At 31.0% G+C, this 21,686-nt stretch carries 10 protein-coding genes and 1 tRNA gene; 10 read left to right on the plus strand and 1 reads right to left on the minus strand.

Features of this window, described 5'->3' with window-relative positions; genetic code table 11:
- Positions 1 to 4: 4 nt before the first annotated feature.
- The 5 genes from QLS65_RS12650 (at position 5) to QLS65_RS12670 (ending at position 11,885) form a co-directional block, all read left to right on the plus strand.
- Positions 5 to 5,896, plus strand: a complete 5,892-nt coding sequence (locus QLS65_RS12650) for a DEAD/DEAH box helicase (RefSeq protein WP_282718174.1) — start codon at positions 5 to 7, stop codon at positions 5,894 to 5,896.
- A 63-nt stretch (positions 5,897 to 5,959) separates the two neighbouring features.
- Positions 5,960 to 8,416: an N-6 DNA methylase gene (locus QLS65_RS12655; protein ID WP_282718176.1), complete on the plus strand. Its 2,457-nt coding sequence runs from the start codon at positions 5,960 to 5,962 to the stop codon at positions 8,414 to 8,416.
- Positions 8,406 to 9,569, plus strand: a complete 1,164-nt coding sequence (locus QLS65_RS12660; RefSeq protein ID WP_282718178.1) for a hypothetical protein — start codon at positions 8,406 to 8,408, stop codon at positions 9,567 to 9,569. The genes QLS65_RS12655 and QLS65_RS12660 overlap by 11 nt, the downstream gene beginning before the upstream one ends.
- Positions 9,570 to 10,042: 473 nt before the next feature.
- Positions 10,043 to 10,195: a 5'-nucleotidase gene (locus QLS65_RS12665; protein ID WP_208630784.1), complete on the plus strand. Its 153-nt coding sequence runs from the start codon at positions 10,043 to 10,045 to the stop codon at positions 10,193 to 10,195.
- Positions 10,196 to 10,304: 109 nt separating this feature from the next.
- A complete protein-coding gene (locus QLS65_RS12670) occupies positions 10,305 to 11,885 on the plus strand; it encodes a type I restriction-modification system subunit M (protein ID WP_282718182.1) in 1,581 nt (526 codons plus the stop codon).
- Positions 11,886 to 12,075: 190 nt separating this feature from the next.
- Here the strand turns inward: QLS65_RS12670 and QLS65_RS12675 are convergent.
- Positions 12,076 to 12,138, minus strand: a tRNA-Arg gene (locus QLS65_RS12675).
- Positions 12,139 to 12,212: 74 nt separating this feature from the next.
- On the opposite strand from QLS65_RS12675, the gene QLS65_RS12680 reads away from it, so the two are divergent.
- From QLS65_RS12680 to QLS65_RS12700, 5 genes are all read left to right on the plus strand, one after another.
- Positions 12,213 to 12,878 (plus strand): hypothetical protein, encoded by a 666-nt coding sequence (locus tag QLS65_RS12680; RefSeq protein ID WP_282718183.1) that lies wholly within the window; start codon positions 12,213 to 12,215, stop codon positions 12,876 to 12,878.
- Positions 12,879 to 14,030 (plus strand): restriction endonuclease subunit S, encoded by a 1,152-nt coding sequence (locus QLS65_RS12685; RefSeq protein WP_282718184.1) that lies wholly within the window; start codon positions 12,879 to 12,881, stop codon positions 14,028 to 14,030.
- Positions 14,031 to 14,049: 19 nt separating this feature from the next.
- Positions 14,050 to 18,051 carry a YobI family P-loop NTPase gene (locus QLS65_RS12690; RefSeq protein WP_282718185.1) on the plus strand — a complete coding sequence of 1,334 codons (4,002 nt, stop codon included), beginning with the start codon at positions 14,050 to 14,052 and terminating at the stop codon, positions 18,049 to 18,051.
- An 86-nt stretch (positions 18,052 to 18,137) separates the two neighbouring features.
- The gene (locus QLS65_RS12695; protein ID WP_282718186.1) at positions 18,138 to 19,811 is read left to right on the plus strand and encodes an ATP-binding protein; all 1,674 of its coding nucleotides are present in this window, start codon (positions 18,138 to 18,140) and stop codon (positions 19,809 to 19,811) included.
- Positions 19,812 to 19,842: 31 nt separating this feature from the next.
- On the plus strand, positions 19,843 to 21,686 hold a 1,844-nt coding region (locus QLS65_RS12700), incomplete at its 3' end, for a DEAD/DEAH box helicase family protein (RefSeq protein ID WP_282718187.1).

Consider the following 21,686-nt stretch of genomic DNA (forward strand, 5'->3'; position numbering starts at 1 on the left):
CAGAATGAGCCAAGAAATAAAATTCAAAAAAATATATACTGAAATTCAAGAAAGATTAAAAGATTCTATTTTATCCCTTTGGGCAACAGGAGACGCTCAATTTCAAGACTATCTAACAAATTTATTTGAACAAGAAAAATTGCTCGCTGAGCCAGTTTTTCAAAATACATTTCCATGGACCCCTGCTAAAGAGTCTTTTGGTGATTTAAGTAATTTGTTTCAAACTAGTTTCATTGAAAAACTTGATAAAATTAAAGGAGAATATGAGTTTCCAAAAAATAGAAGTCCTTATGTCCATCAAATCACAAGTTGGAATACACTTTTAAAAGAAAAAAAATCTATTGCAGTTACAACAGGTACGGGTTCTGGTAAAACAGAATGTTTTATGTTACCAGTATTACATGATTTGTACGAGAATTGTCAAAACGAAATTGGTGTCAGAGCAATTTTCTTATATCCGTTAAATGCCTTAATTGGTAGTCAGAAAAAAAGAATGGGTGCCTGGGTAAATGCACTGGATGGTTTGAAATATGCAGTTTATAATGGTAATACCGATGAAGATTCAACGGCTGCTAAAAAAAAGGAAGCTAAGTCTGAATTAATATCAAGAAAGCAAATTAGAGAAACGCCTCCTCAAATTCTTTTCACAAATCCATCAATGTTGGAATATATTTTAGTCCGTGATAAAGATGTCCCGCTTTTAGAAAATTCTAAAGGGAAATTACGTTGGATTTTATTAGATGAAGCACATACATTAGTAGGTTCAGCAGCGTCAGAAATGGCTTTATTAATAAGAAGAGTTGTGGATGCTTTTGAGGTTGATATTAAAGACTTACGATTTGCAATTACTTCCGCAACTGTTGGTAGTGGTGAAGAAAGTGAAAAAAGCTTAAAAGAGTTTATGGCTAATCTATGTGGTATTGAAAAGCATCAAATAGAAGTAATTACAGGTAAAAGAGAATTCAAAAATCTTCCAGATACTTTTCAAATTGATAATAAAAAGGAAATTGAGCTTTTAAGAATAAAAGTATACAATGCAGATGCTATTAGATTAACTGAAATAACAGATAGTCTAAACGTAAAGAAAAGTTCTATATATGAAAAACTAGAAATTGTAGATACTATTGTTGAAAATAAAAATAATGATGTTTCTATTTTACCCTTAAGGACTCATTTGTTTTCTCGTGGTATCGGTGGTGTTTATGTTTGCTCAAATCCAAATTGTGATAAACATAAAGATTTTGATTCAAAAAGTGTAATGGGGACAATGACCACTTATGCCGAAAAAAACTGCTCGTATTGTAATTTTCCTATGTTTGAACTAGTGGCTTGTCGTTCCTGTGGTAATGAATTACTAAAAGCAGAAAAACAACTGGAAAGAAACGGCAATGAAGTTTTAACACTTTCAACATCAATCAGTCAAGATAATTTTGTTGTGGATGATATTGATAGTGATGATAATGATGAAATAAGTGCAACTACACAATCTTTTTTCTTTACGAAAAGAAGTAATAATAAAAGATATGTTCCTCAAACATTGGAATTTGGTATTGATAATAATGGTAAAATAGATCGTAGTAAAGAAGTTTTTATTGAAGCGGATCGTGATGGTGAATGTGTCTGCCCTCATTGTTCAAATAATCTTGAAAATCCCTTACACTTCAGGATTTCTTCTTCATTTATGAACAGAATTTTATCAGATATATTTCTAGAGAATACTCCTGGTGCTGATGAAATCCGTTCTGAAATGCTTTGGGAAGGACATAAATACATTTCCTTTACTGATAGCCGTCAAGGAACTGCAAAAATATCAGCATTAATAAATATTGACAATGAAAACAATTGGATTCGTTCTCAAGTATTTCACAAGTTGTGGCAAGAACAATTAGGATTAACTGAAAATAATTCAAACGATGCTTTATTGAATATTCTAAAACAATCTTTAGAACACGCCACTAATTCAGTTCAAAAAAGAGCGATTCAAGAACAGATCAATATATTAAAACCTACTTCTACAGTAAATGCAAGATTATCATGGAAGCAATTATATGACTTTTTAAATTCTAAATCAGACTTAAAGACACTTTTTAAAAATAACAATCCACGAGAAGATAATTTCATAAATCTTGAAAAATATTCAAGAGCATTACTATTTGATAATTTTGCCAGAAGATTACCTAGAGAACGTTCTCTAGAAAATTTAGGAATGGTTAGTTTAGTCTATCCTGATTTAGACAATGTTCAATTGCCAAGAATTGCGGAGCAATATAATATTACAATTGAAGAATGGAAGAGTTTACTAAAAATTGGACTTGATTATGTAATTAGAAATCAGTTTTATTTTTTTATTGATAATTCTATGTATCCTTATTCAACATCATTTCTTAAAAGTTTTCAAATTCACAATGCGGATTCGTCTATAACAAATGCTAAAAAATGGCCTACATTCAAGAAAAATGAAGCTAGACCTAATAGACTTTCATTATTGTTATGTGCCGGGTTGGGTTATTTCAGTCTAGTTGAAATTACTAATAAGATTGAAGAAGATATCAATGAACTACTTCTTGAAATATGGAAATCGATAAGAGCTAATGTTTTAGAAATTGACGATACAGGATATAAATTAAATTTAGAACAAAAAACAAGACTTCAAATTCCCGAAGAGCTTTGGCTTTGTCCAGTCAAGAAACGTTTGATAGATACCCAATTTAAAGGTTTTTCTCCTTGGATTACGGGGTCTTTTACCGAAGATAATATCAGGCATTTTGAGATAAAGCAATCACAACCATACACATTTCCAAAATTCAATTTACCATTTAATAGAAATGAGCAAAATGAATTAGATCTTTCAGCTACAAAAGATTGGATTAGCATTAATTCAGTAGATTGGAAGCAAAACGGTTTATGGAATGATATTCACGAAAAGATAATTTTAAATAGACCACTATATTTATCTGGGGAACATTCGGCACAACAAAATGAAAAAAGATTAAAGCAATTAGAAGATAAATTTGAAAAAGCAGAGATAAATATACTCAACTGTTCTACAACTATGGAAATGGGTGTAGATATTGGTGGTATCTCGACAGTGGTAATGAATAATGTTCCACCGGGTCCTGCAAATTATTTACAAAGAGCAGGACGAGCGGGGCGTAGAAAAGAAAGTAAATCAATAGCTTTTACAGTTTGTGCTCCAAATCCAGTGGGTTTGAATGCTTTTAATACACCAACATGGGCTTTAACACACAAAATTGCACCTCCTTTTATTTCCTTTAATAGCTCACAAGTGATAGAACGTCACATAAATGCTTTCTTTCTTGGGAAGTTTGTACAAACTGATGAAGTAAAAGGAATTAGAGTTACCGATAAAATCGAAAGCTTCTTTTTTGATGAAGTAGAACCAATTGCCATAAAATTCGTAAGTTGGTTAATGAGCAATGAAGTGATAAATTTTTCAAATCAAGTAACTAATATTGTAAGAAATACAAGTTATGAAGATAAAAACTTCACCTATATTTTGAATAAAGTATTTTCAAATTTCAATCAAATACTTAATAAAGCTAGAAGTAAGAAAGAAGGTTTCGAAAGTAAACTAAAGGAGATGGAAGATGAATTTGGTAAAACCACCATCGCTTTTAAAGCTGTTAATATTCAATATCTACAGTTTCTTAATAAAAACGCATTGACTTTTTTGGCCCAAGAAGGTTTTTTGCCAACTGCAGGCTTGCCAACTGGTATTGTTGAATTTGACACAACAAATATTGAAACTTTAAATAAAAGTAATAATAGGAAAAAAGAAAATCCGTCATATTTTATAACAAGAGCATTGACGGAATTTGCACCAGGGAATAATATTGTTATTGATGGTATGAATTACCATTCTTCTGGGATTATTTTAGATGATAATAGAGGGAATCAAGCTTCCAAAGAAATAATCCAATTATGTAATTCTTGTGGTTATCAAAGAATTGTCGAAGTATCAGAAGGTCAGAATATTGAAACCGAATGTCCACATTGTCACAACCAAAACTTTAGAGGCTTAATTTCTGATAACGATGGGAACAAAGGTATTTTTACAGAAATGATTCAACCTGCTGGTTTTGCTGTCGATATTTATCAAACACCAAACAGGAAAATATCGGAATCATCAAGAATTCAATATGTTGATCCATTGTTGATTAATGTTAAGCCATGGGAGCAAAACAGCAATACTATTTACGATGTTAGAGAAAGTGAAGAGAATGGAGAGATTTTATACTATAATGTAGGGAATGGAAGTGGTTTTCATGTGTGTTTGCATTGTGGTAAAACAGCTTTGTCATTAGAAGAACTAATTGATCATAGAAGATTAAGAGGAGGTAAAGATGATAAGGGGGGGGCTGCATGTTCTGGTAATTTTTCAACATCAACCATAAGACCAAATGTAATTTTAGGAGGTCGCTTCAAAACTGATTTTTGTGAAATTAGAATTAGAGAAAATAATGCCTATTCAAAGAATGAAATTTTATTATATTCATTGGGTTCGGTTTTTGTGAAAGAACTTGCCAGTTATCTAGCTATTGAATTAGGGGAACTTGATTTTGGTATTAAGAGATATGATAATTATTCCACAATTTTCATCTTTGATACAACTAAAGGGGGTGCTGGATATGCTAATCAATTCTTTTTATATGCAGACGAAATTTTTAAACAATCTAAAAACAAGTTAGAATGTTTATGCAAAAATGCGTGTACAAAATGTTTAATTGACAGAAAAACACAATGGCATATCAATCTATTAGATAGAAATATTGCACTAAAATGGTTGAATAACATAAATAATTTTACAATTCCTGCTGAGATAATAAACAACTATCCTACAGCAAAGAGAATGATAGGAAGCATTAAACAAGAACTAACTAAATTAAACTACGCTTCAAAAATCAAACAAGTTTGGTTAACCGTAAACCCATTGGTACAAAATTGGGATTTAGATAGCATTTTATTTTTAGAGAATTTAAAAAGTAAATCGGTAGTCAATTTAGTTCTTAAAGGGGATCCCATAATTGCAAATAACCAAGATACAATGACATTAATTCAATTGGTGGCTAGGGGTTATAAATTATGGATTCAAAAGAATGTTGAAAACGAAGTATTGCCTACGGTTTCTTTTGTTCAACTACAAGACGGAACTCTTTACCAATATTTTGTAAACGATACTGTACATCTAGATTTAGATAATAATTGGGGAGAATCTAATAACGGAGAGCTTTATAGAGTAGATAGTACAAATATCGCCATTTTTCAACCATTAGAAACAGATAAATTAGTAAATACAGCGACTATTTTTGAAGCTTATCTTAATACAAATTCAGTTGTAAGTTCTGTAAATATTGCTGATGAAGTGCTTAATAAACTAGCGAATAAACTAGATTTAAAATCAAAAATGGGAGGGCAAAAGTTTGATGTATCCTATTCTGACCGCTATTTAAAAACACCATTTGCCTGTTTATTAATGCTACAATTCTTAAATAAACTGCAAGCAATATTAAATTTTGAAATAGATAATTTTACTTTTTATGGTCAAAAATTCTATAATGAAAGGACTCCAGTAAGGCTTTTCCACGAATTCAAAGATTATGAATCACGCGACAGTTACATAAAATTATTAAGTTATGAATTAGATGCATCTACGGTAAATACCGTATCTGATTCAATTCCACATTATAGATATTTCGAATTTAGTAATGATCGAGTTAAAATAATAATTCGACCAGATGCAGGAGTTGAACATGGATGGAGACTTTATGATAATAATTTAAAAGTAGAAGATATCAATACTTTGAATATTCAATTTGGTATTATTAAAATGAACAATCACCCTATTTTATATACGATCAGTATTGAAAATATTTAACTGTGCAGATATACCGCACAAATAATAAATACATTTGCGAAGTAATTATTAAAACAAAGATTTATGTCTGATATGGTTGGTAAGGTAGAGAAAAAAATGCTGGATGAAATTTCAGAGAAAATTTGGTCCTCTTTTAATATTTTAAGAGGTGAGATTAGTGCTGATGATTTTCATTTAGTATTATTTTTATTAACTATCAAGAGAATTGGTTTTAAATATGAGTTTTTATCAAATCCTGTTGAGAATCAAGTTTCTATTCTTGATTTTTTACGACATTCTGATAATGTTAATGCTTCAAGTATTGTTGATATTTATGGCGTTTATGATTCTTTAATCTATCGTTTACCAAAGGAAAAACTCGTACAATTATATGAAGTTATAGACTCTATAGATTCTAAAATACTAGATGATAATTTCTTAGAAATATTTGATTTCATTTTATATAAGTTTTTACAATCTTTAGGTAAATTTTCAGGCGAATTTATTTTACCTATTGAGTTAAGTAGGTTCATGATAAATATTGCTAATCCTAAACACAATGCAATCATTTATAATCCGTTTGCAGGAGCAGCTTCTTTCGGAGTTTTAGCTCCTGAACAAAGTAATTACATAGGTCAAGAAATTAATCAAACAACATGGGTTGTAGGGGTTTTAAGATTATTAGCGACCAATTCATTTCATTCCAAATCATTAATTTTAGGAGACTCTATTAAACAATGGAATCCAACAAGCCTAAAGTTTGATTTAATTATTGCATCACCACCTTTTGGAATGAGATTACCTTTTGGAATATCAGGTAAATGGGGTACAATCAGAAACTTTGAAAATTTTGCGATTGAAAAAGGGTTAGATGATTTAAAGAATGATGGTAAAATGATTATTTTAGTTCCAGAAAGCTTCCTGTTTTCTAGTGGACAAATTGCAAATTTGAGATACCATTTAATTGAACAAGATTTAATAGAATCGGTTATTTCATTTCCAAATGGAATTTTGCATCATACTGCTATTAAAACTTCTGTTTTAGTGATTAATAAAGCTAAAAAAAGTAAAGGATTTATAAATTTCATTATTGCTGATGATTTTGTAATTAATGGTGTGAATAAATCTAAAACACTTAAAGATTTAGATTTTGTTGAAACTATTTCGAAAGGAAAAGAGAGTAGTTTTTTAAAGAAAATCTCCAATGAAGAGGTTAAATCGCATGACAGAGTTTTAGATTGTCAAAGATACTTTTTAGAAAATTTTGATGGTGTGAAATTGAATGAATTTGTCACTAGAATAAGAGGACAAAGATTCAATTCTGGTGAAAATGGTAAATGGGTTAAAATTAAAGACCTTAAGGACGATAACCATAATTTCTATTTAGATATTGATAAAATTGAAGAAATTCCATTTATCAGACGGGTAAGTAAAATTGAAGAGAGCTGTTTATTGATTTCTAAAATTGGTAGAACATTAAAACCTACTTTTTTTGAATTTAGTGGTGAATCAATATATATTAATGATGATATTTTAGCATTAAGAGTAGATAAGAAAATTGGCTTACCAATTTTTGTTGTAATGGAATTCTACAAAGATTATGTTATAGAGCAAGCCAACTCATTTAGAAAAGGGGCTGTTATACCATTTTTAAAAGTTTCTGATATTTTATCTATAAAATTTGATTTACCTAATTTGCTTGAACAGCAAAAACAATTAGATTATTTTATTGAATTGACTTCTAAACTTTATGATTTAGAGCAACAAAGAGACAATCTAAAGAGTGGTATTAAAAAACATCAATTTGACGAATTTGCTTCGTTAAAGCATTCTTTAGGAGCGCCAAGACAAAATATTTTATCAAATGCAAAAACTTTAATTAGATTTTTTGAGAATAATAATTCCAATGAGTTTAAAGTTGTTAATGCAAAGTTTTTTGAGCGTTATGGTATCGAATTGAAAGAAGTTTTTAATCAATTTAAAAATGATATTAATCAAATAAGTACTATTCTTGAAAAAGGAGAAAATGGTTTGTTAGTTAATGATTATAAGAAAGAACTAATTTCTTTATTTGAAATTAATGAATTTATAAAAGGGCTATCAAATAATGGTTTTAATTTCAAAATCAACCCCAAACCTTTGAGTGATGTTGATACTATTGAAAAATATTTAGAGTGTAATTTAACATTATTGAAAATCCTTTTTGATAATATTTTTACAAACGCAAATAAATATGCTTTCGATAGTTTCGATGAAACGAATGAAGTTGTTATTGAATTAGGATTAATTGGTAATCAATTAGAAGTTTCAATAAAAAATAATGGTAAACCTTTCCCAAAAAATTATAGTAAGGAAAAGTTTATTTCAAAATTTAGCACGAATAATGTTAATAAAGGAAAAGGCATTGGTGGTTACGATATTAATAGAATAGCCGCATATTTTGGAAATGAGGATTGGACTTTTGACTTAAATACTAATCCACTATATCCAGTAGTTTTTAAATTTTTATTCCCTATTAAAAATAGTGTAAATGAGCAATAAAGTATATAATATTCTTTGGGTAGATGATGAACATGAAGATATGCCTGCATTTAAACGGCTAGCTTTAGATTTTGATTTAAAATTGGTCCCGTTTAAATCTTTAGATGCTGGGATGGCTGAATTGGAAAGGAATTTAGTTTTATATGATAGTGTTCTGTTAGATGCAAAATTCTTTGAGAAAGAAGATGATGTTGCTGATACGGAAGATACAGATTATGTTCATAGGGCAAAGGAGCGTATTTTACAACTTCCAAAGAAATTTGACATTCATATTCTAACAGGTCAAGCTGAAGCTTTTGATAGTAGCGATTTTAAAAAAGCTTTTAAGAAAGTGTTTAAAAAAGGGATTTCTGAAGATGTAGAGGCATTGTTTAATAATTTGAAAGTTTCGGCTGAAGGTCAGTTAGATTTTCAAATAAGAAATGAATACAAACGAGTATTTGAAATTGGTAACGAAAAGTATTTAGGTTCAAAAATTTATGAACCAATAAGCAATCTATTGAAACAAATTAAAACAACAAATGATTTTGAACCAACAAAAGATAATTTGTTGCCATTAAGAAAAATTATAGAAAATAGTTTTGATATATTATTTGAATTGAGTATCATTCCAGAAGAAATCTATAAAACTGGGTTAAATCCAACAGTTAAGTTTTTGTGTAATAACAGAAATAATTCCGGATATAGTTTAGTTAAAGATTTTATGCATCCTTCTATGGCGTATTTCTTTGACAATCTTGTATTTATTACTCAAGATAGTCAGCACGATAAAAAAGGTTTAAAGCTAAATGTGGATGAGTATATCTCAAATATTAAATCTCCTTATCTATTCAAAAGTTTAGTTTTTCAACTATTAGATTATTTAATATGGTTAAAACAATTTATTGATGAAAATCCTAATAGAGAACTTAATGCAAATTTATGGATCAAGGATAAAAATATTGAAATAGCAACAAATGAGAGTTATCGAATGGGGCAATTGGAGCAGGATGAAAAAGGACATTATCATATTGGGGAATATGTTTTACAATATCGCAAAATTCATGGAAATTATGATATTGGTGATAAACTTGAAATTACCAAGTCAATAGAAAACACAAGTACAACAAAAGATAAGTATCCATTTTTTGCAATAAGTTTTAAACAAATATAGTTTATATTGATGTAGACGCATTCCATATACTGGTTTTTCCTTTACAAAGTAAACCAATAAAAAAATTAAATTATGGCTGGCAAAATTTCTATCCAATGTACTGAATATGTTACTTAAATTGATGTAAATGATATTCTAAAACACCAATTAGATGATAAAATAAGACTAAAGTACCAACAGAAAATGAGCGAACAAGCAAAAGAAATGATATTTAAAAAGGAAGCTTTGTAAAAAGCCAAAGCCAATTTTTAAAAAAAAAAGAAACAAGAAAACGAAATTTTGCTAATAGTTCAGAACAATATAAAAAGTATCTGGAAAAGAAATTACTAGAAAGATTAAAAAAAGTGGAAGAGGAAAGCAAAGATAGAGTGGTTATATGCAATTTCATGACCAAGTAATGGAATTAGCTAAAGAAGATTGGCTAGCTACTTAATTCTCATTAGCTACGATTGACGGAATAAAAAAGGGTCTAATTGACCATAGTTACAGCTCCAAATGCACAATCTCATAAACGTATGATTAAAACCTTAAGAAAATGGGGAGTTTATATGGATGAAGTTTACTTTTTAGGAGGTTTCGCAAATGATAATATTTTAAAAGCAATGAGAACAAATTTTCTTCGATGATCAAGATTATCATTTAGTAGAAAGTTCAAAAGTAGTACCTTCGGCGCAAGTTCCATATTTGAGCACTTCAAAATTAAATTCAATATCACAAAATAATTAAACATACCCAATGATCACAGGCGACTTAAAATCTCAAATAGATAAAATCTGGAACGATTTCTGGACAGGTGGAATTTCAAACCCTCTAACGGTGATTGAACAATTCACCTACCTCATTTTTCTAAAACAGTTGGACGACAAACAAACCCTTATTGAGAAAAGAGCAAATATGCTGGGAGTAACTACCGATAAGCCCATCTATTCCCCTGAACAAAAGGAATTACGCTGGAGTACCTTCAAGGACAAAGACCCGGAAGTGATGTTTGAATTATTCACACGTCCGCAAAGACATTTGAATGACGTTACCGTTTTTGACTTTATGAAAACACTGGGTAAAGATGGTGGTGCGTTTACCGAATACATAAAAGGCGCAACCTTTATGATTCCAACGGCAAAATTATTAGACCGTGTGGTGCAACAAATTGACAAACTACCTCTGGACAACCGCGATACCAAAGGAGATTTATACGAATACATGCTAGGCAAAATTGCTGAAGCAGGAACTAATGGACAATTCCGTACCCCACGTCATATTATCCGTATGATGGTCGAGATGACCCAACCCAAAAAAGACGATACCATTTGTGATCCCTCTTGTGGAACAGCAGGTTTCTTGGTTGCAGCTTCCCAATTCATTCACGAGAAACACGAAGACTGGTTTATAGAAGAACAATTCCGCGAACACTACAACAAAAACATGTTCAACGGAATAGAAATCGATCCATCGATGATGCGTATTTCGGCCATGAACTTGCAATTGCACGGCATGGAAAACCCAACGCTTATTGGAAATTCTGCTTTGAGCGAGAGTAACGGCATAAGCAGTCAGTACTCTTTAATCTTGGCCAATCCACCGTTTAAAGGCGCTTTGGATTATGATGAGGTAGAAAGCAGTTTACTGAACGTAACCAAAACCAAAAAAACCGAATTACTATTCTTAGCCTTGATTTTGAGAATGCTAAAACTAGGCGGTCGTGCCGCCGTGATTGTACCTGATGGGGTATTGTTTGGCAGTTCTGGAGCACACCAAAACATTCGTAAAGAACTGGTCGAAAACCAACAACTGCAAGCCGTAATCTCGATGCCAAGCGGCGTTTTTAAACCCTACGCTGGAGTAAGCACCGCCATTTTATTCTTTACCAAAACCAACTCGGGTGGTACGGATAAAGTTTGGTTCTACGATATGCAAGCTGACGGTTTTAGCCTTGACGACAAACGGAATCCACAAATTTCAGAAGAAGTATTCGAGCAATGTTTCGCTGACCCTAAAAGTGTCTTGAAAGAATTCAAGGGCAAATGTGACATCCCCAACATTTTGTTGGACTGGAAAAAGTTCACAAGCAATGTCACCCTGAGCGAGTCATCCCGAGCGCAGTCGAGGGACGAAGGGCAAGATAGAACCCAAAAATCCTTCCTTATCCCAAAAGCCGATATTGTAGCCAATGACTACGACCTCAGTATTAACCGCTACAAGGAAATTATCTATGATGAAGTGGTATATGAAAAACCACAAACGCTCATTGCGGATATTAAAGCAATTGATAAAAAAAGGTTGGAAGCGATGGCTGATTTAGAAAAAATGTTGGGGTAATTAAGCGGAGTAAGAGGGATTCTAGCCCCCGGGAAATAATGACAGAGAGGAAGGGATTCGAATACACGACCTCAGGGTTATGAATCCTGCGCCCTTTTAAACAGCCTTAGTGACCTTGACTGGAATCAAACCTATGACCCTTTAATTAATAAGGTGACCGCGACAGGTTCAAACTAGAAACCCTCGCAATCGCAGAAGGGTTCGAACCTTCGACCGCCTGCTTAGAAGGCAGATGGTAATTTTATAGTCCTGCAAGTTTTTTTTAACCTTGTAGGTATTAGTGAACTCAAATATAAAATAAATTAGATTAGAAACAATATTAGAATTATGATAGAAAGCTTTAAAGAAATAATCCATTTATTTACTGATAAATCAAAATCTTGGGGTTATAAAACGGCTGTGTTTATTTCCATTATAGGTGTTGTTTTTCTGGTTGATTTTTGTTTCAATGTAAGCTATAATATTACGCTAAATAATAAAATTTCACAATTAGAAAAAATACAAAAATTAAAAATTGGGTATTCAAACGATACTCTGAAATTAAAAAAAATAGAGCAAATTGAAAATCAAGTCATAAACAAAGTTCATTACACCGATTATATAAAAGAAAACTTATTTGAAAGTTCAAATATTAAAATTGTTTCCAAAACAGTAGCAAGTAGCACAAAAAACCAAATTAAAAAAGCTAGTATCACTAAACCTAGCTTCTCTTTGTTTTGGATGGTAATAACTTCTAATTTTCTATTAATAATAATTTTACCCTTTTTGATATTTATGCCTTTGTTTCCAAGTACTAAAATTACTTCCGAGGTTCTATTAGGATGGTTTGCATCTCTTGTTTTTATCTCAGGAATAATTTGTTTCATAACGTGGATTTCATATCAAATACCATTAGTCTTAAATAATCCTAATTACAACTACATATTAAATTTTATTATACATATGGCTTTTATAATTTTAATTGCACGAATGAACAAAAACAAACAGAATTAAATGAAAACAGTTAAAATACTTGAAACAGTTAAAATCATAAATGATACTGTAAAAAAATTTGATGGAATAAGATGTTTTCTTAGTACCGGAGATTTAGATTTAACTGAAATAAAATCTTTAGAAGATGTTACATATTTAGGCAAACCATCAAGAGCAAATCAAAATGTAAAAAAAGATGATATTATTTTAGCTAGGATGCAAGGCACTGTTAAAGTTAAAATTATTGATTCTGATGAAGAGAATATTATAGTTTCAACTGGATTTATGGTTTTAAGATGTAATAAAGATATTGATAACAGATTCATTTTTCATTATTTAAAGTCAAATCTATTTCAGTCAAAAAAGGACAAATTATGTTCCGGTGCGACACAAAAAGCTATTAACAATAATAAGTTTGCTGAAATTCAAATCCCCCTACCCAACCTACCAACCCAACAAAAAATCGCCGCCATTCTAGACAAAGCGGATGAACTACGCCAATACAACAAACAACTCATTACCAAATACGATGCCCTAACACAAAGCTTGTTTTTGGAGATGTTTGGGGATCCAGTGAGAAATGAGAAAGGTTTTCCATTAAAGCAATTAAAAGAGTTTGGATCATCAAGATTGGGAAAAATGCTTGACGGAAAAAAAATTATTGGGAATAATTTAAAACCGTATTTAAGAAATTCTAATGTACAATGGTTTCGTTTTCAATTGGATGATTTACTCCAAATGGATTTTGACGAAAAAGACAAGATAGAATTCAGTTTATTGTTTGGCGACATTTTAATGTGTGAAGGTGGAGAAATTGGAAGATGTGCTATCTGGAAAGATGAGACCGCAGATTGTTATTTTCAAAAAGCTATACACCGAATTCGTTTAAATGACAAATATGTATTACCAGAATACTTTGTTTACATGTTTAAAAAAATATCGGATAATGGAGGTTTAAATGAATTTAAATCTGCAGCAACCATTTCGCATTTGACAGGAGAAAAGTTAAAAAAAATGAGATTGCCAATTCCTCCAATCAAACTCCAAAACCAATTTGCAGAACGCGTACAAATGATCGAAACCCAAAAACAACAAGCGCAAGAAGCTTTAGCTAAAAGCGAGAATTTGTTTCAGGGTTTGTTACAACGAGCGTTTAAGGGGGAGTTGAATTAATTTATTATAACCAAACATTATGGGTTTTTTTAAATCGTTTTTTGATGTTACGAAACTACCAACAAAGATTTTTCTTGTTGCTTCAATTGTCACGGGAGTATTTATTTTTTCTGGTTCAGTAATTTTAAAGAAACTCCATTTGGATAAATTTGACGAATATGCAGGTTATATAGGTCTGACCTTTTTATTTTCAACAATTCTTGTAATAATAAATCTAATTATATGGATATTCAACAAATTACATTTTGAATACAAGTCAAAAAAATTAAAAGCGGGATACAAACAAATTCTCACAAAATTAGATCCTAAAGAAAAACTGCTCTTTTTTCTAAAAAAAATAATTGTCTGGTTAGAAACTTTACATTATAAATATTCTTTTACAGAATTAGATGACATAGCATATTCATCATTATCTCCTATTGATAATGGAGATGAAAACGGGCATTATTCAAAAGCATTGTTATGGGCTTTAAAAAACAGAAAAAAGGAAGATATCAAAAACATTGCTCTGACAGGACCTTACGGATCTGGTAAAAGCAGTATCCTGAAAACATTTCAAAAAAATCATAAAGGAAATGATTTAAAATTTCTGAATATTTCTTTAGCAACATTCAAAGAAGAAAAACCCCAATTCGATGAAAATGGTAAAAAAATTGAAGTCGATAAAACTGAACTGTTGAGGCTGATTGAAGTAAGCATACTTGAACAAATTTTTTATCATGAAAAAGATAAGAAAATCCCTGATTCACGGTTTAAAAAAATAAAGAGTTATAGCACTATTAAATTAATCCTTTATTCATTTGCTTATTTACTATTTTCAGTAGCGACATATAACTATTTCAATCCTAATTTCATCCAAAGTATTTTTAAAGATATTGTAATAAACAGCACTTTAGGCAATATCATTCATTATGGTGAAATATTAATAATTGTATTAGGTCTCTTTTTTACAATTCTAAAATCAGTTAGAATTCTAAGTGCGATTGCAGTTAATAAACTAAAATTTCAAAATGCAGAAATCAGTATCGGAGAAAACTTGAATAAGTCTATTCTAAATCATCACATAGATGAGATACTTTATTTTTTTTCTGTTCGCCCATATAATGTTGTTATAATTGAAGATTTAGACAGGTTTCAGGAAACAGAAATATTTACTAAATTAAGGGAAGTTAACCTACTACTAAACAGTTCAGAGAAAACAAAGAAAAAAGAAATAGCCTTTGTTTATGCGGTAAGAGATGATATGTTTACGGATAAAGAACGTACAAAATTTTTCGATTTTATTATTCCAGTCATTCCGGTAATCAATTCTTCAAATTCAAGCGAGATATTGTTCAAAAAAAGAAATGAGCTTCAATACAAATTGAGCGATAATTTGATTGAAGATATTTCATTCTTTATTGATGATATGCGATTACTCCACAACATATCTAATGAGTTCTATTTGTATAAAGAAAAACTAAATGAAAATCTAATACATGATAAATTGTTCGCCATTCTTACTTATAAGAATATTTATCCAAATGATTTCATGAAATTGAGTTGTAATGAAGGGGATCTTTACAATATATTTTCTTCTAAAACTAAAATCATTAAAAAAGCTATTGACGAAATCGAAAACAAAATTGTAGAATGTAAAGAACAGATTGTAGAATTTGAAAATGTTTATATTGATAATACTAAAGACCTTCGTCTTTTGTATATTGCCCGAATTGTTGAAAAATTACCTGGTTTTAAATCTTTTATTATCAATGGGACAACAATTAAATATGAGACTATTCTTAATGATCAAAACTTTGATTACATAAAATTAGTAAATTTCAAATATAATCAGTTGAAATTAGATCATTATGGCAGGGACACAATTCAAGAAAAAAGTCCTGATTTTAAATTTACGGAAATTGAGAAATTAGTGAATCCTTCAAGATCATATCTTGATAGGGAAAAGGAGATCGTGGAAATAAAAAATGGAAAGATTAATGCTTTAAAAATCAAAATACAGGAATTAGAAAAACAAAAGCAAACAGTAAGAAACTTCAAAATAAGGGAATTACTCATATCTAACCAATCATTTGAAATTGAGATCGGTGAAAACCTTAATAGAAATCTTGTAATGATTTTATTGAGAAATGGTTATATCGCAGAAGATTATACAGATTATATTTCCTTATTTCACGAAGAAAGTATTACTCGTTCAGATTATCACTTCCATATCAATATTAAGAATGGCAACAGACAACCTTTTGACTACAAGCTTTCAAAAATTGAAAAATTAATTCCTAAGATAAACCCTTTAGATTTTCAAACGGAATATATACTGAATTATAATCTCTTGAATTATTTACTTAGCCATTCAAGCAATTATAATAAACAAATAGAGGCAATTTTTAGCAAACTTAAAGATGAATCAAAAGAGTCTGTTGAATTTATTAAAGGCTATTTCGAAATTTCTCAAAAAGAGGAAGCCTTTATAAAATTACTTTGTAATAAATGGTCTAACGTATGGGGATTCATTGAATCAAATCCTGATTTTTCGGAAAATTTAAAACAGGATATTTTTAAAAGTATCATCGAATTTGGGGATATAAATGCTATACAAGATATTGCTAAACAATCCGCATTCAAAGGAGTAATTGTATCTGATCCACTATTCTTTAATATCACGGATAGCTACGAGAAACTTAAAAAAGTTATTGTAGAATTAGGTATAAATTTTAATGAAATTGATTTTGAAAATTCTCCAGATGAAATGCTGAATTTCATATATGAGAAAAATCACTATGAGCTTAATATCGGAATGGTTACCTCAATAATTAAAAAATATGGCGAATTCAATCAGGTAGAGTTTGACAATTCTAATTTCTCTTTAATTAGGAACTCGAAAGCAAATCAATTAATTCAAAATATTGAAAAAAATATAAATAAATACATTGAAGATATTTATTTGAAAATTTCCAGTAATATCAATGAGAAAGAAGAATTTCTTATTGATATATTAAATAATAAAGATTTAAAAATAGATAATAAGATATTAATCATCTCACAGGTCGAAACCAAAATTATAAAGCTTTCAAAAGTTAAAGATTCAATATTGTATCCTGTATTACTTGAGAAAAATAAATTGGTCCCTTCTTGGGAAAATTTGCTATATGTTTATAATAACCAAAATTCTGAGGAGGAAGAAGAAGGTGAAGAAGATGTACTAACTGAAAACGAAATTTCAGTATCCACTATGAATTTTATTAGTATTCTTGAAAATGCGGAAGAATTATCAAAAGTAAAAATTCCAAAAGAAACGGATACTTATAAAGATTTTTGGAAAAAATTAATTCAATCAGATGAAATAACTGAGGAATCATTTGATTTAATTACTAAGTCAAGTCCATGGTGGTATAGTGATTTGGCTTTTGAAAATTTATCAGAAAACAAGATCAAATCATTGATAAATAATACTTGTGTAAATCCTGTCGCAAAAAGTTTTGTTTCCTTAAAGGAAAATTTCGATGGCTGGAATATATATTTATTAGAAAAACTAAAATCTCATTATTTTAAAATTCTCGACCAAATAACATTTGATAGTGATGATTTGGAATTAGTACTAAAATCTACGAAATTAAATAATTCTGAAAAATTGCAGATTTTGAAAAATTGTGGTGAAGAAACAATTATCACAAATAACAATTTGAAACTATTAAGCACAATTTTGCTTGATGATAATTCTTTTATCATAAGTGATACAGTCTTAAATGCTATCCTCATTAACAATAACGTGCCTATAATTAATAGGATAAAACTATTTATTAAAAATTCAAGCAAATATGATATTTCGTATATTGAATCTTTTTTGAAAATTTTAGGAGGCGTTTATTCGCAGATAACAGATACTAGTTCAAAAGCAAAAATTCCAAAAAGTGAAGATAATAGGCAACTATTAAAAATATTGGAAGATAAAAATTATATATCATCAGTTTCGGTACTTGAAAATGATTTCAGAGTAAATCATAAAGGAAAGAGAAAATAAACACATTAGCTTTTAATCTTATTCAAGAGTAATATATAAGTATTATTTTGGGGTTATAGCTTATTATTTTAAAGCATTATAATAAAATGGCATTACCAATAAACATAACCGATTTAGTTAACGGACAAGCTATAGAATGGGAACGTCTTGAATTCAAAAAAGGCTGGAATCCAGAAGAAATTGTACATACCATGTGTGCGTTTGCCAATGACATCAACAATTGGGGTGGTGGCTACATCATTGTAGGTATTGCGGAAAATGATGGAAGACCTATCCTACCCCCTGCGGGTTTAGCACCCGAAAGTTTAGATAGAATTCAAGGTGCGGTTTTAACCCTTGCCTATCAATTGCTTCCTAACTATTTTCCGTTACTGCAACCTTATGTGCTGCAAGGGCAACATATTTTAGTATTATGGTGTCCTGCTGGTGATAACCGTCCATACACAGCACCAATAACACAAGGAAAAGGAGCTTTACGCTATCCTTATATTCGATATGGTTCGCGCAGTATTGTTGCGAAAGACGACAATTTAAGGCGACTGCAAGAACTAACGGCTCGCATTCCTTTTGACGATAGGATAAATGGTAAAGCAACCATTGACGATTTAGATTTGGGATTAATACAAGCTTTTTTGCAAGAAGTAAAAAGTGATTTGTACGAAGAAAGCAAACAAATTCGTTTTTCAGATTTATGCCTGAACATGAAAATTGTAAATGGCCCAAAAGAAGCATTACGTCCGTTAAATGTTGGACTGTTGTTTTTTTCTCGCAATCCCGAAAAATTCCTAGATCGTTCCTGGATTGAAGTGGTAATTCATAAAGACAAAACCGGTAAAAATTTTTCCGAAAAGTATTTCAAAGGTCCTTTACACCATCAACTAAGAGCCGTATTAGACTATTTCAAAAATAATGTTATTGAAGAAATAGTAGAAAAAGTGGCATATAAAGCAGAAGCTAACCGCCATTTTAATTTTCCTTATGAAGCTATAGAAGAGGCTTTGTCCAATGCAGTGTATCATAAAAGCTATGAAATGGACAAACCTATTGAAGTACAGATATGGCCGGACAGAATAGAAATTCTAAGTTTCCCTGGACCAGTTCCACCAGTTGATGCGCAAATATTAAAACAAAATAAACGCATAGTGGCTCGTGATTATCGCAACCGCAGAATAGGTGATTTACTTAAAGAATTACACCTAACGGAAGGAAGAGGTACAGGTTTCCCTACCATCAGAAATGCGATGAAGGAAAACAATTCGCCTGAACCTGTTTTTGAAACAGACGAGCAAAGCACTTATTTCCTTTCGGTGCTGCAAGCAAAAGAACAAATAATTACAGCTGTCGAGAAAGTTCCTTTCAATAATTTGGAGGAGCTTAGTCACTTTTTAAACACACTGAGCGACCAAGTTAACGACCAAGATAAAACCAGCGACAGCAAGGAAAGTGAGATTTTAAAGAACGCCTTAGCAAGACTTAACGACCAAGCTAGCGACCAAGCTGTTCAAATCATAGAAAGCCAGCTTAATGATAAATTACTAGCTATTTTGAATGTATTGGAAGAGCCTAAAAAAAGAGTTGAAATTCTAGAACATATCGGATTACGTAATCATTCTGATAATCGAGAAAAATATTTAGATCCATTAGTGAATTTAGGATGGATAGAAATGACAATTCCAGAAAAACCAACACATAAAGACCAAAAATACAAACGTACTATTCAGGGAGAAATACTTTATAATTTAATATTTGGTATAAAATAATGTAGTATTTTAGTGGCATCAATAAAAAACCATGCAAAGCAACTTTACCTTTCTTCAACAAGAATTTCCAGAAATCTACCGAGAAATTGCAGATGCCGAAAAACACACGTTTACAGCACCTCGTTATGCGGCTCTGCTGTGTAGAAGTACACTGGAAAAAGTGTTGTTTTGGCTATATAAAAATGATGAAGATTTAGAGTTGCCTTATGACACCAAATTAGGTGCCTTACTCCACAACGAAAGTTTCAAAAACATACTTAAACCAAGTATGCTAATGGAATTGGACATTGTGCGCTTGAATGGTAACAATGCAGCTCATGGAAAAACCGTTAAGGCTTTAGACGCATTGCAGTCTTTGAAAAATAGCTTTCGCTTTTTGACTTTTTTAAGCAAATATTACAGCGAAAATAATCCTGATATTTCAGAATTTGACGAAAAAGTAATTCCGTATGGAGATACCAATGATAAAAACACAAAACAGCTCCAGGCTCTTGCCGAAAAGCTGGAAGAAGAGCGTGCCGAAGCGCAAAAAGCATTAAAAGAACAAGAAAAACTAGCCGAAGAAAACGATTTACTGCGCAAACAATTAGAAGCACAATTGCAACTCATTGCGGAACGTAAAGAAGAACGTTTTCAAGAAATCTCGTTAAAACAAGCTATTCCGGAACTGACATCCGAACACCAAACACGCCTTATACTAATAGATTTACTATTGAGAGAAGCAGGTTGGGATAAGCTGAGAGAAGGGCGAGAAATAGAATTTGAGGTTACAGGAATGCCATTAACCACAAATCCATCAGGAAAAGGTTTTGTAGATTATGTGTTATGGGGCGATAATGGTTTGCCATTAGCAGTTGTAGAAGCCAAAAGTACCATTCACTCTGCATCCAAAGGAAAGCACCAAGCCACTTTATATGCAGATTGTCTAGAAAAAAGCACGGGGCAACGTCCCATTATTTTTTACAGTAATGGTTTTGAAACTCACATTTGGGACGATACTTTTTATCAAGACAGAAAAATACAAGGTTTTTATACCAAAGAAGAATTACAAGTTCTTATTGAAAGACGTTTTGCACGTAAAGATTTAAGAGAATTTGGAGTAAATACAAATATTGCCGGAAGATATTATCAACTGGAAGCCATCAAAAGAGTAGCGGAACACTTGGTAACCACCAACCAAAACAAACTTAAAGGAACAAGCAGGAAAGCTTTGCTGGTGATGGCAACCGGGAGCGGAAAAACCAGAACCGCAGCGGCAATGGTAGATATGTTTACCAAATGCAACTGGGCGAAAAGAATATTGTTCTTAGCGGATAGAAATGCTTTAGTTACACAAGCCAAGAATGCTTTTAAGGAACATTTGCCGCACTTATCAGCCATTGATTTAACTAAAGAAAAAGAAGATAATGGTACCAGAGTCGTTTTCTCGACCTACCCAACCATTTTGAATAAAATTGACAGTCTCAAAAACGAAGACGAACGCTTTTATGGTGTTGGTCATTTTGATGTAATTATCATTGATGAAGCACACCGCTCCGTATATCAAAAATACCAATCGATTTTTAATTATTTCGATTGCATCCTAATTGGTTTAACCGCTACGCCAAAAAAAGAAATCGATAAAAACACCTATGGTTTATTCGAAATTGAAGACGATAATCCGACTTATGCTTACGAATTAAACAAAGCGGTTGCGGACAATTATTTGAAGCCACCAAAAGCATTTAAAATCCCGCTGAAATTTCCAAGGGAAGGTATTGTATATGATGACCTTTCACAGGAAGATAAAATACGCTTCAAAGAATTGTTTGGTGTTCAATTTGGTGATGAAAACCAAGTTTGCAATGTGAATAAAAGCCAGATCAATACCTGGTT

Source organism: Flavobacterium algoritolerans, from assembly GCF_030010385.1.
Lineage (GTDB): Bacteria > Bacteroidota > Bacteroidia > Flavobacteriales > Flavobacteriaceae > Flavobacterium > Flavobacterium algoritolerans.